The following is an 18,508-nucleotide window of genomic DNA, read 5'->3' as shown; positions in this document are numbered from 1 at the left end:
TGTATCTCCTATTCCAATATCTTATCTTTAAACTTGGATACCTCTTCCAAATACTTTTTGCCAAGTTCACTTATTGCTATATCTTTTCTCATAATATAGCCTATAGTCATCTTCTCATCAGAATCAAGCTTTACGGCCATGTACTCGTCACCGTTTAACTCTTCACATATTATACCTGAGCAAAGTGTATATCCGTTTAAGCCTACCATAAGATTAAGCAATGTCGCTCTGTCATTTGCCTTTATAAGTTTATGGTATTCATAGGTTGAAAGTACCTCTTCAGCAAAGTAAAAAGAGTTGTACTCTCCCTGTTCAAAAGAAAGGCATGGATAATCCATAAGTTCTTCCATTTTTATCTTACTCTTATTTGCCAAAGGATGATTCCTGTACAAATAAACATAAATACTGCACTCCATAAGCGGGGCAAAGACAAGATTTGATTCATTAAAAAGTTTTGTCAGAATATTTTTATTAAAATCATTCAAATAAAGTATTCCTATCTCACTTTTAAATGTCTTTACATCATTGATAACATCAAATGTCTTCGTCTCATGTACAGCAAATTCATATTCATCCATACCGAATTGCTTTACCAGATTTACAAAAGCACTTACTGCAAAAGTATAGTGCTGCATTGATACACTGAATTTCTTTTTTAGCTTCGGACTTGAAATATATTTTGCCTCTATCAAATCAAACTGCTCAACTACCTGCCTTGCATATCCTACAAATTCACTGCCTTCCGGTGTAAGAAATATGCCTCTGTTATTCCTTGAAAAAAGTTTTATTCCTATTTCAGATTCCAATTCTGCAATTGCCGATGAAAGGCTTGGCTGCGTAATAAACAGATTTCCTGCGGCCTTATTTATTGAGCCGGCATTTGCCACTTCTATAGCATATTTTAATTGAGTTAAAGTCATACTATGCCTTCAATTCTTTACTTTCCAAAGTATTCTTTATAATTTCGCTTACCTTCTTTGCAAGTGATTTATGTGAGTCTGCAGTTAAATGCATAAAGTCGATATCATTCATAGTGACACATGAAGCCGAATCAAAAAATCCCACTCCAAGCTCCTTTGCTATAAGTTCATACTCTTTTGCAATTTCGTAGGACTTATCGGAGCATATACCCATATTTTTGCCTACATCTGAAAGTTCACATTCTTTTAATATCGGTCCCGGTGCAATTACAAGTATATTCGGCTTATCCCTCCAAACTTCCGCCTCCAGTGCCTTTTTTACAAGCCTTCTCATTCCAAGAGCAATATTTGCGGCAGTCAAAGAAAATCTTTGCTTACAGTCATTTGTTCCAAGCATAATAACAAGCATATCAATAGGTGAATGAGTCTGTAAGCATGGCAAAAGATATGTAAGTCCTGAAAGCCCCTCATTAAAAGGATCGTCAAGGCATGTGGTTCTTCCGCAAAGCCCCTCTTCCAATATTCTATATTCATTGCCAAGAAGCTTAGCCGCTACCATAGGCCATCTGATTTCTTCATTAAATCTGCCCCCTGTAGCAGCATCATATCCCCAGGTATTTGAATCTCCAAAAATAACAACTCTCTTTTTCATATTTCTTCCTATCTGTTATCATAGTTTTCTTCTATTATACTAAAACTTCACAGTCTTTTTCAATACAGGTAATTTATCAAAATGAGCTGTACAAAACTTTGTACAGCTCGATTGTATTTAATATATTTATTTCTTTTTCTTTTTATAATAAAGATATCCTGAAATTATTACGGCGACAGCCCCTATAAAGGAAAGTATAATAATATATTTATTTATACTCTCAGTCCTGATCAGAACAATTTCTCCCTGTGGACTGTCTACTTTAAAGCTCAGATAAGACCCGACTTTGGTTGTATCTGCTTTTATAATACCGTTTTCAGTCTTTATTCCTACGGCATTTGCCTTACCGTCCTCATTTAAAACTCTAAGCTCAATACCCTCATTAATATATTTTCCTTCAGGTATTATGCTGTATTTATATGCCTTAATCACATCTTTATCTGTTTCAGGTACGGCGGTCTCTTCAACTTGAATACTTGTCCCTTCATAGAATAATGCACTTGCAAGTAAAACAGGCTTACCGTTTACATTTGTATCTGCCGAAATATTTTTATTCCATCTTTCCTCAACCAAATGTATATTTATATTTCTCTTTATATTGTTTAATTCCTTATTTTCCCAGTATGTATTATACCCTTCAACCTCCGGAGCCTTCGGAATATCGGCACCGCTGACATATGAATTATAGGCTACATTTACAGTCTTTATAATATCATCTCCCACAAAGTAATTTACTCTTAGCGTTTTAAATCCCTCAGGAGTATTATTATCCTGTAAAAGTTCCTCATATGAGACAATACCTGCTTCGGAGTTTAAAGTTATATCATTTATCGCTCCGACGCCTTCATCAACATATCTGTTCGCACTTACATAGGAGTCTTTTAAAACATCTCCGGCAATACTTCCAAATCTTCCGGAGTTGGTACTTACTACAGTACTCATTGCGGTATTCCCTGTCAAATCTCCTGCAATTCCTGCAATTCCTCCTATATAATCTGTTCCTTTTACATCTCCAAGCATATAAGAATCTTTAATAAGATTTTTGCTGTAACCTGCAATTCCTCCTATATAAGATCCGTTTTGTGAACTGACATCGGCAAAGTTTTTGTTTGCAATGACTGCCCCATAGTCGGCTTTTGCCACTATGCCTCCTGCGTAGTCATTTTTTACATTTATTTCACCTTCATTTGTATTTGACCGGATCAGTGCATATACATTATTTGAAAAATTAAGAGACGTCTCTCCTCTTTTATCAACATCATCTTTAATGTCTGTTTCCGTGATAATGCTGTCCTCCGGATCTATGCCTACTCTACCTACAATTCCGGCTGTATTTATATCACCGTTTATAATTGCCCTGTTTGCAGAGTTTTCCAGTCTGCCGTATACATATTCCTTAGGCGGGTTCACAGATACGTCAAAATAAATTTTTCCGTCATCAATTTTCTCTTTTAGTCTGTCCCCTCCGTTTTGAATAGTTCCTCTTATATTGTCAATTTCATTCCTTACTCCGTCAACACTGCCCTTTATATCCTGTCTGCTGCTTCTTAAGTCTTGTCTTGCTTTATTTATCTCAGCTTCAAGCTCATCTTTTTTTCCGCTTACAGTGTCATAGGAATTATCAAGATTCTGTCTTAAGTCACTTTTCTCATCATCCAGATAGTCAAGTAACTCATTTGATTTTGAGTACAAATCGTCAATCTCATGAGTAATTGCCTGAAAGTCGTCTGCAATATTGTCGGCACTTTCTTTTTTATCTTCAATATCACTTTTCATTCTTTTAGATATCTCATTGATATTTTTTATAGCTGCAATAAGATTTTGAAGTTTGGTGTTTCTGTCGTTGATGATATCCTTATAGCTTTCTCCATGCCTTAAATCTCCAACATTATCTCCTATATCTGAAATATCGGAGTTTATATTACCGGTTATACTCTTTATATCATTATTTTTTTCTTTCAATCCGGCATCAAATTTATCAGCTTCTTCACTGTGGAAATTTTTTCTTTCATTTATACTCTCTTCAAGCTCATTTTTTTTGGAATCAATGCCGTCTACATTATTCTCCAATATGGTTGCATTTTTATCCACCTCGGCCTCAAAAGCATCCAATAACTTTGAGAGAGTTTCAGTCTGTCTTTCAAGACTGTCTATAGTATCCCCTTCATATGAAATCTCTATATAAGGCTTTAATAATCCGGCTATACCTCCTATATCCTTCCTGCCGTAAACTGAGGCTTCATTTATACAATTATTTAAAGCTCCAGTCTGTAAGCCGACTATACCTCCGACTTTATATCCTATATGAGAATATCCTACCTTTTCACTGTTGGTACAATCTCTTATAATTCCGCTTGATACTCCTGCAATTCCGCCTATCATCTCCTGCTTTACATCATCTGTAACGGTATTTAAAGCGTTAATACCCGGTACACTTTTCATTTTATCATCATCAGGAAGTACACTCTCATTATCACCTGCAATTCTTCCAAGGTTTTGTGAACCTACAATACTTCCCTTATTATATCCGCAGATACCTCCGACTATTTTTGTACCTGTTACGGCAGCATGATTTTTTGAGTTGATTATAAATCCGCTTTCATCATTTACACCGGCTATACCTCCTACTCTTTTATAAGCCGTTACATATCCGGCAAAACTCACATTCTCTATAACGCCTTTATTGGTTCCTACAACTCCTCCTACAACCGTCTTACCTCCGTCAGGGCTTATATTTCCTTCCACATGAAGATTCTTAATGCTTCCCTTTGTACCGAGTACACTTATAAGACCTGCACCTGTACTTTTTTCACTTACATTAAGTCCCTTTATTGTATATCCGCTGCCGTCAAGAGTTCCGGAGAATATTGAAACAGGCTTAAAATCCTTATCGGACAGATCAATGTCATTTGTTAAAACATAGGTCTTATTTAATGTAAAATTCTCAACAGTAGAACCTTTTGAAAGACTTATGAGTTCATCGGCACTGCTTATATTTATAACATCCTGTGTATTTTGCACAGAGTTAATATCGACATTTGCAGTCGCATATACCGGTAAAACATTTCCGAATATTAAACTAAGACTCAGTAATAATGATATTTTCTTCTTCATCTTCTCTTTTATTCTCCTCCTCATTTATTTTTCTTGAAAACGATGTCTTGTCAATAATGAAATCAAAAGTATAAAGCAATACAGGCAACACCACCATTACCATTATCATCGAAATAACAACTCCCTTTCCAAGAGTTTTTCCAAGAGATGCAATGGTCGGATTTGATGTGATATTTCCTATTACAAATCCTGAAGCCGCCATAATACTTCCCGATGTGACTATTGTAGGGAAGGCCTCATTTAAAGTTCTTGATATTACATTCTTTCTGTCTGAAATCTCTTCTCTTAGAGCCAGATATCTGCTTGTGATAACAATTGCATAATCAATTGTCGCTCCCATCTGTATTGAACTTACTATCAAATAACTTAAGAAGAACATATTCTCACCCGTCAGATACGGCAAACTGAAGTTTATCCATATACTTCCCTGTATGGTAAGTACCAATATAAAAGGCAATGCCGCATTTTGGAATGTAAAAAGCAATATAACGCCAACCAAAAGTGCCGTTACAATACTGATCCTTAAATTGTCACCTCCAAATGATTTGCTGATATCATAATCACTTGAACTGTCGCCGACAACATATGCTTCATCATAATATTTTTTTGCTATTTCTCGCACATTATCTATATTGCTAAAGGTATCTTCACCTTCAAGAGGCTTATCCCATATAAGTAAAATTCTTGAATACTTTTCACTTTCCAGCTGTTTTCTTGCATCTGTTATACTCTTATGTATATCTTCTATATCGCTGATAGTATCCTCATCTATATCAAGACCGCCCTCTTCAATTTGGTTATATAAAAAGTCCACCATATTTATTATAGGTATTTTATAGCTGTCAATGCTCTTCATAAACGCACCATACTGCTCATTCTTTAATGCATAGAATCTGTATGCGGCCTTTACAAGATCCACATCAACATCTGCAACCTCTGCAAGTTCCCTCGGATTTAGACTGTCTGTAAGTACATATTCGCCGTTATTACCTACTTCAATATTTGCAAGACCTGTAACTCTCTTTACACCTTGAATATTTGAAACTTCTTTAAGCAGTGCGGCCTCCCGTAAGTAGTCCTCCTTCGGAATTACTATCGCCATTATATTGCTTCTTCCAAACTGCTCCTCAATCTTTTCTTTCGCCTCAAGATATTCGGTCTTCTTATCAGACTCTATGGAATTTACATCAAATATATATCCGGTTTTGTTTGAGAGTATAACTCCACCGACTGTAATAACTATAAATAAAGGAAGTATTACTCTTTTCAACTTTAAAATTCCGCTTCCAAATACTTCTATATTGGGTACAAAATTTTTATGCATTGATTTTTCAATCTGTTTTTCAAACATCATTATCAGTGCAGGCATAAATGCAAATACTGCAAGCATACTGAATATAATTGACTTAAGCAAAACTCTTCCAAGGTCCATACCTATCTGAAACTGCATTGTCATCAGTGCCACCATACCTGCCATAGTGGTAAGAGAGCTTGATGATATCTCGGGTATAGCCTTTGCAAGTGCTTTTATAAGAGCATGCTTAGGCTTATACTCACTTCTTTCCTCCATAAATCTGTGAAAAAGTATTATTGCATAGTCAATAGCAAGTGCCAACTGCAATACCACACCTACAGCCTTTGTCACAAACGAGATTCTTCCGAATATAAAATTTGTACCTATATTCAGTACTATCGCTATGCCGAATGTAAGCATGAAAATCAGTATTTCCATATATGTTTGTGAGGTGAACAATAACACTGCAATTATTATGATTATTACCAGGACAAATATAACCTTCATATCCTTGTTCAAATCTTTGGCATCATCCTTATCAATAGTTGTATATACAACATTGTCATAAGCTGAAACTAAATCTCTGACCTTGACTATTGCGTCCTGAACCAATTTTGAACTTTCAACATCGTCAAAGCTGATGGTATAAAGAGCTGAAAAATTCTTATAATAATCTTCAATATTCTTATTTTCATAATCCTTATCGGACTTATCATAAAAATCTACTTTTGAAACTCCCTTAATATCCGCAATTTCTTTTGATACTTCAAGAGCTTTTTCGTAATCAACATTGTAAATCATAACTTTTGCCGTTCCGAAAGTTGTAAAGTTATTATCCATAATATCAAGTCCCTGCTTAGTTTCGGAGGTCTGCGGTAAATAGTCTGATAATTTATCACTTACCTTTACCCATGATGAACTGAACACTCCGAATACTGCGGCAAGAATAAAAAATACCAGAAAAGCTTTTCTTTTATTCACTATAAATGAAGCAATCTTTTCAAACATCTTTCTCTCTCCTATTCTTTATACTTATGTATATTTTTAGACATGTGACTATTATTTTGGTATTATAGTACATTTAAGAGCTTTTTTCAACATCTGTTTATTATTTTTTAAGCAAATCTTTTTTAAATAAAAAAGTTGGGATCCATATTGAATCCCAACAAAAATTATTCCTTATTTATTTTTTCTTTTTATTTGTATAATATGTGTCATCCATAGGTAATTTCGGTCTTAATTTGCCGTCTCTCTTATAGTATGCATTCTGTACTGCCGGTGCGGTAGGAATTGTTGCAATCTCACCGATACCCTTTGAACCGTATGCCACTCCAAGGAGCTCTTCCTTCTCCACATATATCGCCTCAATCTCAGGTATATCTGTAGCTCTCATAAGACCAAGTGTTCCATACTTTGACTTGACCATACAATCTTGAAGCTTAAAGTCCTCTGTAAGTGCATATCCGAGTGACATAAGCACTCCACCCTCTATCTGACCCTGTATTGAAATAGGGTTTACCACCTTTCCTGAGTCATGAGCGGCATAAACCTTTTTAACCTTACCGTCATCATCAAGTACAACAAGATGTGTAGCGAATCCGTATGCAACATGAGACTTAGGGAAAGGTACATCTGCACCGAGCTTATCTGTAGGCTCAAAGTACTCTGCATAGTAGTCTTTACCGTTAAGCTTATTTAAATCTCCGCCAACAGCATCAAGGTCCTTTTTAAGTTCAAGAGAAACTCTTCTTATGGCCTCACCGCTTATAAGAGTCTGTCTTGATCCTGAAGTAGTACCTGAATCAGGATCAAATTCAGAGTTACATCCCATATTTTTAAACTTGTACTTCGGCAAATTCAAAGTTTCCGCCGCCATCTGTATAAATATTGTTGCGCAACCCTGACCGATATCGGAAGCACCGCAATATATCTCTATAACACCGTCATTAACAATAAGTTTTGCACGTCCTGTATCAGGAAGTCCTACACCTACGCCGGCATTCTTCATAGCACATGCCAAGCCTACATTCGGATAGTTTGCTTCATAAGCATCTTTTACAGCTTCCAATGTCTCTTTAAGAGCTGTTGAACAGTCTGCTATCTGTCCGTTAGGCAATACCTTGCCCGGTTCGATAGCATTTCTGTATCTGATTTCCCAAGGTGATATTCCAACCTTTTCTGCAAGTAAATCTATAATGGACTCAAGCGCAAACTCACTCTGGCACACTCCGAATCCTCTGAAAGCGCCTGCAGGAGGGTTATTTGTATAGTATCCGTATCCTCTTATATCATGATTCTGATAGCAATATGGTCCTACCGCATGAGTACATGCACGCTCAAGTACAGGTCCGCAAAGAGACGCATATGCACCTGTATCAAAATAGATATCACAGTCAAGTCCTGTAAATATACCGTTTTCATCACATCCAAGAGTAAATGTACCGTGCATTGCATGACGCTTCGGATGGAATGCAAGCGACTCGTCTCTGCTAAACTTCGCCTTAACCGTTCTTCCAAGCTTATATGCACAAAGTGCCGCTATATGCTGAACGGAAACGTCCTCTTTTCCACCGAATCCGCCACCTACATACTTGTTCTCTACAACAACTTTTGACGGATCCCAGCCGAACATTATAGCTACTTCTTTTCTTGTATCGAATACACTCTGATCGGTACTGAAAATCTTTACACCGTCCTTATACGGCATTGCTATAGCACACTCCGGCTCAAGGAAGGCATGCTCTGTAAAAGGTGTATCAAATGTCTCGGTAACAGTATACTTTGAATTTGCGATTGCTTCCTTTGCATCACCTCTTTTAACATGTCTTGACTGACAAAGGTTTCCGTTTGGATGAACCTTAGGTGCATTCTCCGCCTTAGCCTCATCTATATTTCTTACAGGCTCAAGTACCTCATATTCCACTTTAACTAAAGTCTTAGCCTTCTTTAATATTTCTTCACTCTCCGCCACAACAAGACACAATGCATCACCGACAAATCTGGTAACTTCACCCTTTGGAATCATAACGTCCCAATCCTGCTGGATGTGTCCAACCTTATTATTCGGTACATCCTCGGAAGTATATATTGCAACCACACCTTCAAGCGCTAGAGCCTCTGAAACATCTATATCAAGTATTCTTGCTCTTGGATACTTTGTTCTTACTGCCGATACATGGAGCATATTTTCAAGTTCCACATCATCAACATACTCACCGATACCGAGAACCTTGTCTCTTACATCAATTCTGAAAGCATTTGAACCTACACCGTAGTCATCACCCTTTTCAAGCTCTTCATCAATCTTTCTGTCGCCTCTAAGTATCTGAGCCGTAAGGTCAATACCCTCAATAATCTTCTTATATCCTGTACATCTACAGATATTTCCCTTTATCGCCTCTTTGATTTCGTCTTCTGTAGGATTAGGATTTCTGTCAATAAGAGCTTTACCTGACATTACCATACCCGGAATACAGAATCCGCACTGTACAGCACCTTTTGATCCGAATGCATATACAAATGCCTCTTTTTCAAAGTCGCTTAATCCCTCAACAGAAACAATGTTCATTCCCTGTGCTCTTTTTGTAGTCATAACACAGGCTCTGGTAGCTTTTCCGTCAATTATAATGGTACAAGTACCGCAAGCTCCCTGACTACATCCGTCTTTTATAGATTTGAGCTTTAAATCGTCACGTAAAAATCTTAAAAGTGACACTTCTTTTTCAGTTTCAACCAATTTACCGTTAACTGTAAAACTGTACATCAAAATTCCCTCCACGATGTATTTATATGCCATTAAATACGTTGCTGATTTTATCTTTTTAAAATCGCGGCATATATGATTGTTTGTAAATTTAATTCGGGTTTATAACAATTAATTTCAGATTTTTGAACACAAGATCTAAATGTTATTTTTACCAAAAAAAATTTTAGATATATCTTCCTTAAAGAAAATATCCCGTAATCTTATTCACATTTTTCAACAATGTATTGTCGACATTATAGCATAATTTTTAGAATAAATAAACTTTATTTTATTTATGTATTCGATAATAAGCAACATTTTGCCCTATTTCCTTAATGTTTGACTTGGTGAGATACCAAAATATTTTTTATATAGTCTACTGAAATAAAGCGGGTCACGATACCCCACATTTATGGCCGTTTCAGTAACGGATACCCCCGACAACAGCATATTTACAGCCTTTTTTAGGCGTAATCTTATAAGATAATCTATAGGTCTTATATGATAAATCTTATTAAATGTATACGAAAAATGAGCCTTGTTCATACCTGCAATATCGGCCAGATCTTCAAGGCACAAATTTTTATTATAGGATTTTTCCATAAATTCCACGGCATTTTCTATCTGTAATATTTCCCGATTTATCATAGAATAGCCGAATGAACTTAGAATAAGTTGTTGAGCAATAATACTGTTGTGCACATGATCGTCAAAACTTGCTCTCTCTACACTTGCTTTTAATTTAGACAACAATTCTTTTGAAATATCCTGACCAAAACCGGATATTTTATATACCGAGTTCATAATATCACTATAACCATGCCATGGAACTTCCGGATCGTAATATATATTTAAATGTATAAAAGGCTCATCTGTAATTACATCAAAAGTTATTTTTCTGTTTTTTGCACCGTGAATAACTACGTCAGGCGTAGCTGTAAAACTTTTATCATTAAAATTAATATCCGCTCCGCCTTCCAATGTATATATGAAAGCACTGTGAGTAGTATCATAAGAAATATGCTCTCCCTTGGTTTTTTCCTGTAGAGAAACTCCTGTAATCAGATACTTTCTGCTGCTGTATTCTCTTTGACAATCCAATAAAAACTCTTTTTCCTTCACAAGCCCTCCTTTTATGGACTATATTTTTAATAATAGTCCATATCTTTATATTATTCTATATTCAAATTTTAAAAATATCAATTATAATATCATTGTTAGGTATCACTAACTATATAATATGAAAGGTTTTATAAATATATTTATGTCAAAGAGTAAAAATGACTTTAAGTTTATACTGCTGCTTATGGCGCTGTGTGTATTTCTTCTCTTTTCAATGCTCGCAGGAATTTCACTTGGTGCGGTAAGAATAGGCTTAAAAGATACTTTTAATATAATTTCAAACAGTATATCAGGTAGTGGGAGTATAAGTGCTTTCTCAAAGTCTACAGTTGCCATTGTGTTGAATATGAGGGTTCCCAGAGTAATAATGGGGCTTTTTGTAGGAGCAGGATTGGCACTTTGCGGAACAATAATGCAAACTACCGTCAATAATCCCATTTCAGAGCCGTATATACTTGGAATTTCTGCCGGTGCTACGTTTGGAGCCACTTTGTTTATTATACTCGGTTTAAAATCTTTGACCGGAACCGGTGCATTTTTCGGCTCCGTCATTTCAACCGGAATAGTACTTTTTATAGCATCTCTTGGTAAAAAGATTACTACAACAAGTCTTATACTTTCAGGTGCCGTTGTAAATGCTCTATTTAGCGCATTTTCCAACTTTATAATTTCAATAGGTGCCAATTCAGACAGCATGATGACAATAAAATTCTGGACTATGGGTTCGCTTGCAAGTGCTTCATGGAAAGATATAGACCTGCCTTTATTTATTATTCCCGCATCCTTTATATTCTTTATAACACAGTACAGAGTTTTAAATACGATGCTTATGGGTGATGAGGTTGCTGTCACTTTGGGAATAAATTTACATAGATACAGGTTTATATATATGATTTTTATATCTATGATAACAGGAATTTTAGTCTCAAAATGCGGAATAATAGGTTTTGTAGGTTTGATAACACCTCATATATCAAGGATTCTTGTAGGTACCGACCATAAAAAAATCATACCGCTTTCAGCAATTCTCGGTAGTCTTTTTATACTTTGGTCGGATATACTTGCAAGATGTCTTATCGATAAAGCCGAGTTGCCTATAGGAATATTTACATCTTTAGTAGGCGGTCCTTTCTTTATTTATATTGTTATACAAAATCAGAGAAAGGGGCAAAGATAATGAATTTAATTTGTAATAATATATCATACTCCATAAAGGACAAAACAATATTGCATAATGTCTCTATAGATGTTAAAGGAAATAAATTCTATTCAATACTCGGACCGAACGGATGCGGTAAAACAACTCTTCTAAAAACCATATACAGAATTTTAAAACCTTCCTTTGGTGAAATTTTATTGAACAATAAAAATATGGAAGATATACGTTTGAAAGATTCAGCAAAAGAAATGGCTGTCGTTGCACAGTTCAATGAAATAAATTTTGATTGCAATGTAGAAGATATGGTAATGCTTGGCAGAACACCTCATATAGGATTTATGCAGACTGAAAAGCAGATCGATTATGATATTGTAAAGGATGCATTGAGAAAAGTGGGCATGCTTGATAAATCCGATCGCTCCTACCTCTCCTTATCAGGTGGTGAAAAGCAACGTGTAGCACTTGCACGTGCCATTGCACAAAGACCGAGCCTGCTGCTTCTTGACGAACCTACAAACCATCTTGACATAAAATATAAAATCGAAATTTTGCAAATTATAAAAGATTTGAATATAAATGTGCTTGCCGTACTCCATGATATACAGCTTGCATGTAAATATTCAGATTACATATATCTTATGAAGGGAGGTGAGATAAAGTACGAAGGCAGTCCTAAATCAACTATAACCAAAGAATCTATGAAAGATGTATATGATATCGATTGTAAAATATCATGGGCTGATGATAATCAAGCCTTGATAGAATATATTTAATATGAAAGGAATTAAAATGAAAAAAATATTTAACATAGCTCTAAGCACATGTATTTCTCTTGCACTTGTAGGATGTGCAACAGCCTCAAACAATAATTCTGCAAGCAGTACCGTAGCCGAAACAAGCTCAGCTGTAGCGGAAAGTACTTCCGTATCTGAAAGTTCAACCGCGGATGAAAAGAAGTCTTCTGAAACTGTTTATCCTGTCAGCATTACAACTTATGATGCTGACGGTAAAGAAATCACTCAGGTATTTGAAAAAGCTCCTGAGCGAATAATAACCAATAATCTCTCATCTACAGAAATGCTTATCGACCTCGGATTACAGGACAAAATTGTAGGTATGTTAAATCCCGATAATGAAGTTACAGGTGATTATGCCGATGCCATTGCTGCTATACCTCATATCGGTGACAAAAAGAGTGTATCAAAAGAAGTTGTATTGTCCAATAATCCTGATATTATAATAGGAAGAAATATGATGTTTTCAGATAAATCTTTGGGAACCATTGCCTCCTGGAACGAAAACTCTATACCTATATACACTCAAAAAGCATCTGTTTCCAATATGAAGCAAAGTATTGAAAATGTTATTGAGGATATAAGAAATATAGGAATAATCTTCAATGCACAGGAAAAGGCAAATGCATATGCCGATGAACTTGAGAAAAAAATCAATGCAGTTTCATCTTCAGATAAAAACTCAGGTGAATTAAAAAATGCCCTCATCATGTGTGCATACAATGATTCAACCTTCGGTGCTTACAAGTCTGCACTACAGGAAAGTATACTGAATACATTGGGATATACAAATGTTGCAACCGGAACTTCCGACTTAACACTTGAAAATCTTGTTACAATGGCTCCTGAAGTGATTATCTATGTTACAAGTGACAGAAATAAAGATTTGGATGCAAATGCAGTGGAGCTTATGAAGAATAATACCGTTCTAAGTGATGTCCCTGCAATAGCAAATAATAAAATCATGACTATCTCATATGATGAGTTTATGGACTACGGTACTTCTTCCGTTAAAGCCCTGGAAGATATAAATACCTTCCTGAATAAATAAAATGTTTGAAACTGAAATAAGCTTACCAAAAAATTATGATAAAACAAAGAGTTATCCGCTTATACTTTTAAATGACGGTGAAATATTCCGTTTAAAGGCTTTAAAAGATAAAGCAATAATTATAGGGCTAAAAGCTCTAAACAGATTGGACGCTTTTACACCACAGCCTGCCAAAAATATAAGACCAGGTATGCCTGATTTCGGTGGGAGTGCAGATAAATATCACCATCTGATTTTTGAAACTTTTTTGCCTGAAATTTTGTCCGAGTACAATATAGATTATGAAAGAATTGTATATGGCGGATATTCTCTTGGCGGACTGGCAGCAGTATATTCACTTTCAACTATTGATATACCGGGTATGGTATTTTCACTTTGCGGTTCATTCTGGTATCCGGATTTTATAAAATACTGTGAAGATACCGATTTTAAAAACAAAAAAGCTTCCGTTTATTTGCTGAACGGAAAAAATGAGGGAGATAAACATAATAATATTTTAGAAAATGCACCAAAGATTGCTAAAGATTTACACAGTATAATTAAAGAAAAGATTATGGATGTTACCTCTGTATTTGACAATTACGGACACCATGAAAATCTTGAAAGCAGGTACAGTAATCTGTGCATATGGCTAAGTGAAAAACTTAAAGTTTAATACTAAAAAACAGTAAGCCAATTTTGCTTACTGTTTTTTTCATTACTATACTCTTTTTATTTCAAATCTGAATGACTCGTACTCTTCTTTAATTCTCGGAATTAAAACTCCACCCTTCATCCAAACTTTTCCTCGCCTCTTTTCACCTGCTATCTCATAATAAGCATTGTCTTCAAGGCCTCTCGGATAAATATAAATATTTGATTCATTCGCCTCTACAGCCTGTACCACTGCACTTAAAAGACCGAATGATTTATCCTTTGAAAGAACCTGCCAAGCAGTTACTCTTGATTTATCATATGGACTTGTAATTCTGTAGTAATCGCCTTCATGTATAAGCTCATCATATTTCAGATAGTCCTTAACCTGAGACTTTACCTGCTCCTGCTCTTTTTCAGATACCTTGTTTAAATCAAGCTCATATCCGAAAGTGCCTCCCATGGCTACGGTAGCTCTTGTTTCAAAAGGTGTTTTCCTTGTAGTTTGATGATTAGGTGATGCGGATACATGTGCACCTGCACTTCCGATAGGATATGCAAATGAACTTCCGTACTGTATTTTCAATCTTTCAACAGCGTCGGTATCATCACTTAACCAGATTTGAGGATGGTAGTAAAGCATACCGAGATCATATCTTCCGCCGCCACCTGAACATCCTTCAAACATAATATTCGGATACTTCTTTGTAAGTTCACCAAGTAAATCATAAAGACCGAGAACATATCTGTAATGGAACTCTCCCATATTTTTTACAGGAAGTTTTGCTGAATATACCGCTGACAAGCTTCTGTTCATATCCCATTTGATATACTCAATATTGGCATTGTCAAGGATCTTTACCATCATGTCTTTAATATAATCTCTTACATCTTTTCTGGTAAAGTCAAGAATAAACTGCTCTCTGCCCTTTACACCCTTTCTGTCCGGTACTCTAATCATAAAATCAGGATGCTCTCTATAAAGTCTTGTATCCTCATTTATCATCTCCGGCTCAAACCAGATGCCGAATTTCATATCTATTGCATTGATACGATCAACCAATTCCTTTAATGATGAACCAAGTTTCTCTTCGTTTACATACCAGTCACCAAGACCTCTTACATCATCATATCTTTCTCCGAACCATCCGTCATCCATAACCAAAAGCTCTATTCCAAGACTCTTTGCCTTTGATGCGATATCGAAGATCTTGTCTGCATTAAAGTCAAAATATGTAGCTTCCCAGTTATTTATAAGTATCGGTCTGTGCTTATGTACAAATTCTCCCTGCTGAAGGTTTTGTCTTACCGCATCATGGAATGAATGTGTCATTTTCTCAAAGCCTGCATTTGAATATGTAAAGGCAACCTCAGGAAGTACAAGCTCTTCACCTGCATTCAATATATATTCAAACTGCTCAGGATGAAGTCCTACAACAAGTCTTGTCTGATTTACCTGATCTATTTCAGCTTCGATTATAAATGAACCGCTATATACAAATGCAACACCCACACATTCACCAAAAGTTTCTGTAGCATCCTTTTTTGCAAGTATTGCAAAAGGATTTTGCTGATGGCTTGAGGTACCTCTCTTGCTTTCAAGTACCATCTTTCCGTGCAAAAGCGGACTTCTCTCAAACTCTCTTTCCATAGCATGCTTTCCATGGAAATGTATAAGATCAAAATCACCGTCCACCATATCTATACATGCTGAAAGTGCCTTTTCTATCTTGAGTTCATTTGCAGATGTATTTACTATTCTGACAGTTCTTGTAATAATATCATATTTTTCAAGTACACCATACAAAAGCTCTACTCTTACTCCACTTACCTTATCTATAAGGTTTACTTTAAGACTCTCACCCTCTTCCTCATTCCAAAAAAATGCAGGAAGTCCCGGCAAATCATACTTTCCCTTTTTGATTTCACATGAATCATATTTTAATTCCACTACATTTGTACCGTCAGGATTTATTACCTGAATGCAGTCAACTCTGTAATCTCCGTTTCCAAAAGTAGGATATTCCTGTGGATATACATCCAAAGAATAGCTTCTATCCATTGTTTCATACGGATTTCCGCTAAACCCTCTGTCTATACTGCTGATTCTATAAGACATATCATCACTGTCTTCTATTCTTTCACCATACCATGTGTGGAAAAGATAACCTAAATCATCAAATTTCATCTGATATGATGTATTCTTTGTTGAAAGAGTAATTAAATTACCGTTTAATTTAATAGACATAAAAACCTCATTTGTTTTATAATTTTCCGCCTGATGTCGCTATACCTTCTACGAACTGCTTTTGGAATATCAGATATAGAATAATCATAGGAATACAAGCAAGTAGTGAAGCTGCCATCAGTTGTGGATAGTTGTTTGTATACTGTCCCTGCATTTTGGCAAGTGCTGCTGAAAGCGGCATTACATTCTTATTTACGATCATCGGCCACATAAGATCCTTGTATGCAAAAACAGCTGTGAAGATACCGAGTGCAATCATTCCCGAACGCACAAGCGGCATCATGATAAGCAAAAATGTCTGTCCGATATTGCATCCGTCTATTCTTGCAGCCTCTTCCAGATCTCTTGGAAGTGACATAAATGTCTGTCTAAGAAGGAATGTTCCAAAAGCCGATACAAGTCCCGGAAATATAAGGGCAAATATTGTATCAAGCATTCCAAGCTTACTTACCATAAGGTACTGCGGAATAATAAATATCTGACTTGGAACCATCATTTGGAAAAGTACAAGTCCGAAGCACACAGTTTTACCCGGAAAATCAAGTCTTGCCAATGCATAACCTGCTATGGTGGATGTCATCACCGCAAAAAATACTCTTCCGACTATAAGCAATAATGTGTTCAGATATAATTTCATAAAGTCCATATTGCCTATAACTTCTGTGAAATTTGAAGTTATCCATTTTGCAGGAAATATAGTAAACGGATTCACAGATGTAGACTCTGTTACCGTTTTAAAAGCTGTAAGTGCCATCCATGCAAAGGGTACGATCATAGTTATGGATACCATGATAAGTATCACATGAATTAAAAGTTTATTTAATTTCATATCTCCTCCTAATTATAATGAACCCATTTTTTCTGTGCCAACATCTGTAATGCGGTGATAATAATGATAATTAACAATAAAATTACCACAACTGCAGCTCCCATTCCCTTATCCTGATTTCTGAAAGCATACTGATAGAATAAGAATACTAAAGATTGAGTCTTTGGCAGTGCCGGATTATTTCTGTCCATTACCATGTATATAAGGTCAAATACCATAAATCCGCCTATTACTCTTGTAATACTTACAAAGAATATGGTAGGTGAAAGCAGCGGTATTGTAATATTAAAGAACTGATGTATTCCGCTTGCCCCGTCAAGGCTTGACGCCTCATAGTAGTCACTTGGTATTTCCTGTAATCCGGAAATAAAAAGTATCATATTATATCCGATTATTGACCATATACCTATTATGGCAATAGAATATACAGCCAGATTAGGGTCTGATATCCAGTTTACTTTCAAATGGAAAATATTGTTTATAAGTCCGAACTCGGAATTGTAAAGCCATCTCCATACCATTGCCACCGCAGCAGGTGCAGCCACCATTGGAAGGAAGAAAACAGTACGATAAATACCTCTTCCCTTTATTTTTCCGTTTAAGAATACCGCCAATACCAAAGCTATCGCTATTGAAAAAGGCACTTCAACTATTGCATATTTGAAGGTATTTATAATCGCCTGCCATATCTCAGTCCCTTGGAAAAGTTTTATATAATTTCCGAATCCTACAAATTTATTTCCCTTTCCAAAATCTCCTGTTTTGAAAAAGCTTTGATATATCGTTCTAAATGTAGGGTAAATATTGAGTACCAATAGTCCTAAGACTGTCGGAAACATAAAAGCCCATCCCCATCTTAGCTCACTCTTTTGTCTTGGTGTCATCCTACTTTTATTCATATATTCTCCTTATTACAAAGAGCCGCTACAAATGTAGCGGCTCCGGGT

The 18,508-nt window shown here is 35.9% G+C and carries 13 protein-coding genes; 4 read left to right on the top strand and 9 right to left on the bottom strand.

From position 1 onward, the window contains the following. Positions 1–8: 8 nt before the first annotated feature. The 6 genes from SBH76_RS10555 to SBH76_RS10530 all read right to left on the bottom strand — a co-directional run bounded on the left by SBH76_RS10555 (position 9) and on the right by SBH76_RS10530 (position 10,847). Positions 9–920, bottom strand: coding sequence for a LysR family transcriptional regulator (locus tag SBH76_RS10555; RefSeq protein ID WP_007590976.1), 912 nt, complete (start codon positions 918–920; stop codon positions 9–11). A 1-nt stretch (position 921) separates the two neighbouring features. Further along, positions 922–1,572, bottom strand: a complete 651-nt coding sequence (locus SBH76_RS10550; protein WP_317977778.1) for an SGNH/GDSL hydrolase family protein — start codon at positions 1,570–1,572, stop codon at positions 922–924. A gap of 126 nt (positions 1,573–1,698) precedes the next feature. Next, on the bottom strand, positions 1,699–4,686 hold the full coding sequence (locus SBH76_RS10545) for a hypothetical protein (RefSeq protein WP_317977777.1): 2,988 nt from the start codon (positions 4,684–4,686) through the stop codon (positions 1,699–1,701). Further along, positions 4,652–6,988 (bottom strand): efflux RND transporter permease subunit, encoded by a 2,337-nt coding sequence (locus SBH76_RS10540; protein WP_317977776.1) that lies wholly within the window; start codon positions 6,986–6,988, stop codon positions 4,652–4,654. Before SBH76_RS10540 ends, SBH76_RS10545 begins: the two co-directional genes overlap by 35 nt. 175 nt (positions 6,989–7,163) lie before the next feature. Beyond that, the gene (gene xdh / locus SBH76_RS10535; protein WP_317977775.1) at positions 7,164–9,743 is read right to left on the bottom strand and encodes a selenium-dependent xanthine dehydrogenase; all 2,580 of its coding nucleotides are present in this window, start codon (positions 9,741–9,743) and stop codon (positions 7,164–7,166) included. 306 nt (positions 9,744–10,049) lie between these two features. Continuing rightward, positions 10,050–10,847 carry an AraC family transcriptional regulator gene (locus SBH76_RS10530; protein WP_317977774.1) on the bottom strand — a complete coding sequence of 266 codons (798 nt, stop codon included), beginning with the start codon at positions 10,845–10,847 and terminating at the stop codon, positions 10,050–10,052. Between the two features lie 142 nt (positions 10,848–10,989). Here SBH76_RS10530 and SBH76_RS10525 point away from each other — a divergent pair, with 142 nt between their 5' ends. From SBH76_RS10525 to SBH76_RS10510, 4 genes are read left to right on the top strand one after another with little or no spacing between them, the layout of a single operon-like run. Further along, entirely contained in the window at positions 10,990–12,024 is a 1,035-nt protein-coding gene (locus SBH76_RS10525) for a FecCD family ABC transporter permease (RefSeq protein ID WP_314098823.1), read from the top strand. Further along, positions 12,024–12,779, top strand: coding sequence for an ABC transporter ATP-binding protein (locus tag SBH76_RS10520; protein WP_317977773.1), 756 nt, complete (start codon positions 12,024–12,026; stop codon positions 12,777–12,779). The genes SBH76_RS10525 and SBH76_RS10520 overlap by 1 nt, the downstream gene beginning before the upstream one ends. A 16-nt stretch (positions 12,780–12,795) precedes the next feature. Then, on the top strand, positions 12,796–13,851 hold the full coding sequence (locus SBH76_RS10515) for an ABC transporter substrate-binding protein (protein WP_317977772.1): 1,056 nt from the start codon (positions 12,796–12,798) through the stop codon (positions 13,849–13,851). 1 nt (position 13,852) lies between these two features. Continuing rightward, entirely contained in the window at positions 13,853–14,506 is a 654-nt protein-coding gene (locus tag SBH76_RS10510) for an alpha/beta hydrolase-fold protein (protein WP_317977771.1), read from the top strand. A gap of 45 nt (positions 14,507–14,551) precedes the next feature. On the opposite strand, the gene SBH76_RS10505 is transcribed toward SBH76_RS10510, so the two are convergent. Genes SBH76_RS10505 through SBH76_RS10495 form a run of 3 tightly spaced genes read right to left on the bottom strand, consistent with a single transcriptional unit; the run spans position 14,552 to position 18,460 of the window. Then, positions 14,552–16,732, bottom strand: a complete 2,181-nt coding sequence (locus tag SBH76_RS10505) for an alpha-galactosidase (protein ID WP_317977770.1) — start codon at positions 16,730–16,732, stop codon at positions 14,552–14,554. 16 nt (positions 16,733–16,748) lie between these two features. After that, positions 16,749–17,561 carry a carbohydrate ABC transporter permease gene (locus SBH76_RS10500; protein ID WP_128675241.1) on the bottom strand — a complete coding sequence of 271 codons (813 nt, stop codon included), beginning with the start codon at positions 17,559–17,561 and terminating at the stop codon, positions 16,749–16,751. Positions 17,562–17,569: 8 nt separating this feature from the next. After that, the gene (locus SBH76_RS10495) at positions 17,570–18,460 is read right to left on the bottom strand and encodes a carbohydrate ABC transporter permease (RefSeq protein ID WP_314757358.1); all 891 of its coding nucleotides are present in this window, start codon (positions 18,458–18,460) and stop codon (positions 17,570–17,572) included. Positions 18,461–18,508: the final 48 nt, after the last annotated feature.

The sequence above is a fragment of the Lachnoanaerobaculum sanguinis genome, from assembly GCF_033242365.1.
In the GTDB taxonomy this organism is placed as follows: Bacteria; Bacillota; Clostridia; order Lachnospirales; family Lachnospiraceae; genus Lachnoanaerobaculum; species Lachnoanaerobaculum sanguinis.
Note: the sequence above shows the minus strand (reverse complement) of the source record. Positions and strands in the feature narration are given on the sequence as shown.

What these genes read in the sequence shown, in the direction of transcription:
- SBH76_RS10520 (WP_317977773.1), top strand. Translation starts at nt 12,024, where the DNA reads ATGAATTTAATTTGTAATAATATATCATACTCCATAAAGGACAAAACA.
- SBH76_RS10555 (WP_007590976.1), bottom strand. Translation starts at nt 920, where the DNA reads ATGACTTTAACTCAATTAAAATATGCTATAGAAGTGGCAAATGCCGGC.
- SBH76_RS10545 (WP_317977777.1), bottom strand. Translation starts at nt 4,686, where the DNA reads ATGAAGAAGAAAATATCATTATTACTGAGTCTTAGTTTAATATTCGGA.
- SBH76_RS10525 (WP_314098823.1), top strand. Translation starts at nt 10,990, where the DNA reads ATGTCAAAGAGTAAAAATGACTTTAAGTTTATACTGCTGCTTATGGCG.
- xdh (WP_317977775.1), bottom strand. Translation starts at nt 9,743, where the DNA reads ATGTACAGTTTTACAGTTAACGGTAAATTGGTTGAAACTGAAAAAGAA.
- SBH76_RS10500 (WP_128675241.1), bottom strand. Translation starts at nt 17,561, where the DNA reads ATGAAATTAAATAAACTTTTAATTCATGTGATACTTATCATGGTATCC.
- SBH76_RS10505 (WP_317977770.1), bottom strand. Translation starts at nt 16,732, where the DNA reads ATGTCTATTAAATTAAACGGTAATTTAATTACTCTTTCAACAAAGAAT.
- SBH76_RS10495 (WP_314757358.1), bottom strand. Translation starts at nt 18,460, where the DNA reads ATGAATAAAAGTAGGATGACACCAAGACAAAAGAGTGAGCTAAGATGG.
- SBH76_RS10540 (WP_317977776.1), bottom strand. Translation starts at nt 6,988, where the DNA reads ATGTTTGAAAAGATTGCTTCATTTATAGTGAATAAAAGAAAAGCTTTT.
- SBH76_RS10550 (WP_317977778.1), bottom strand. Translation starts at nt 1,572, where the DNA reads ATGAAAAAGAGAGTTGTTATTTTTGGAGATTCAAATACCTGGGGATAT.
- SBH76_RS10515 (WP_317977772.1), top strand. Translation starts at nt 12,796, where the DNA reads ATGAAAAAAATATTTAACATAGCTCTAAGCACATGTATTTCTCTTGCA.
- SBH76_RS10510 (WP_317977771.1), top strand. Translation starts at nt 13,853, where the DNA reads ATGTTTGAAACTGAAATAAGCTTACCAAAAAATTATGATAAAACAAAG.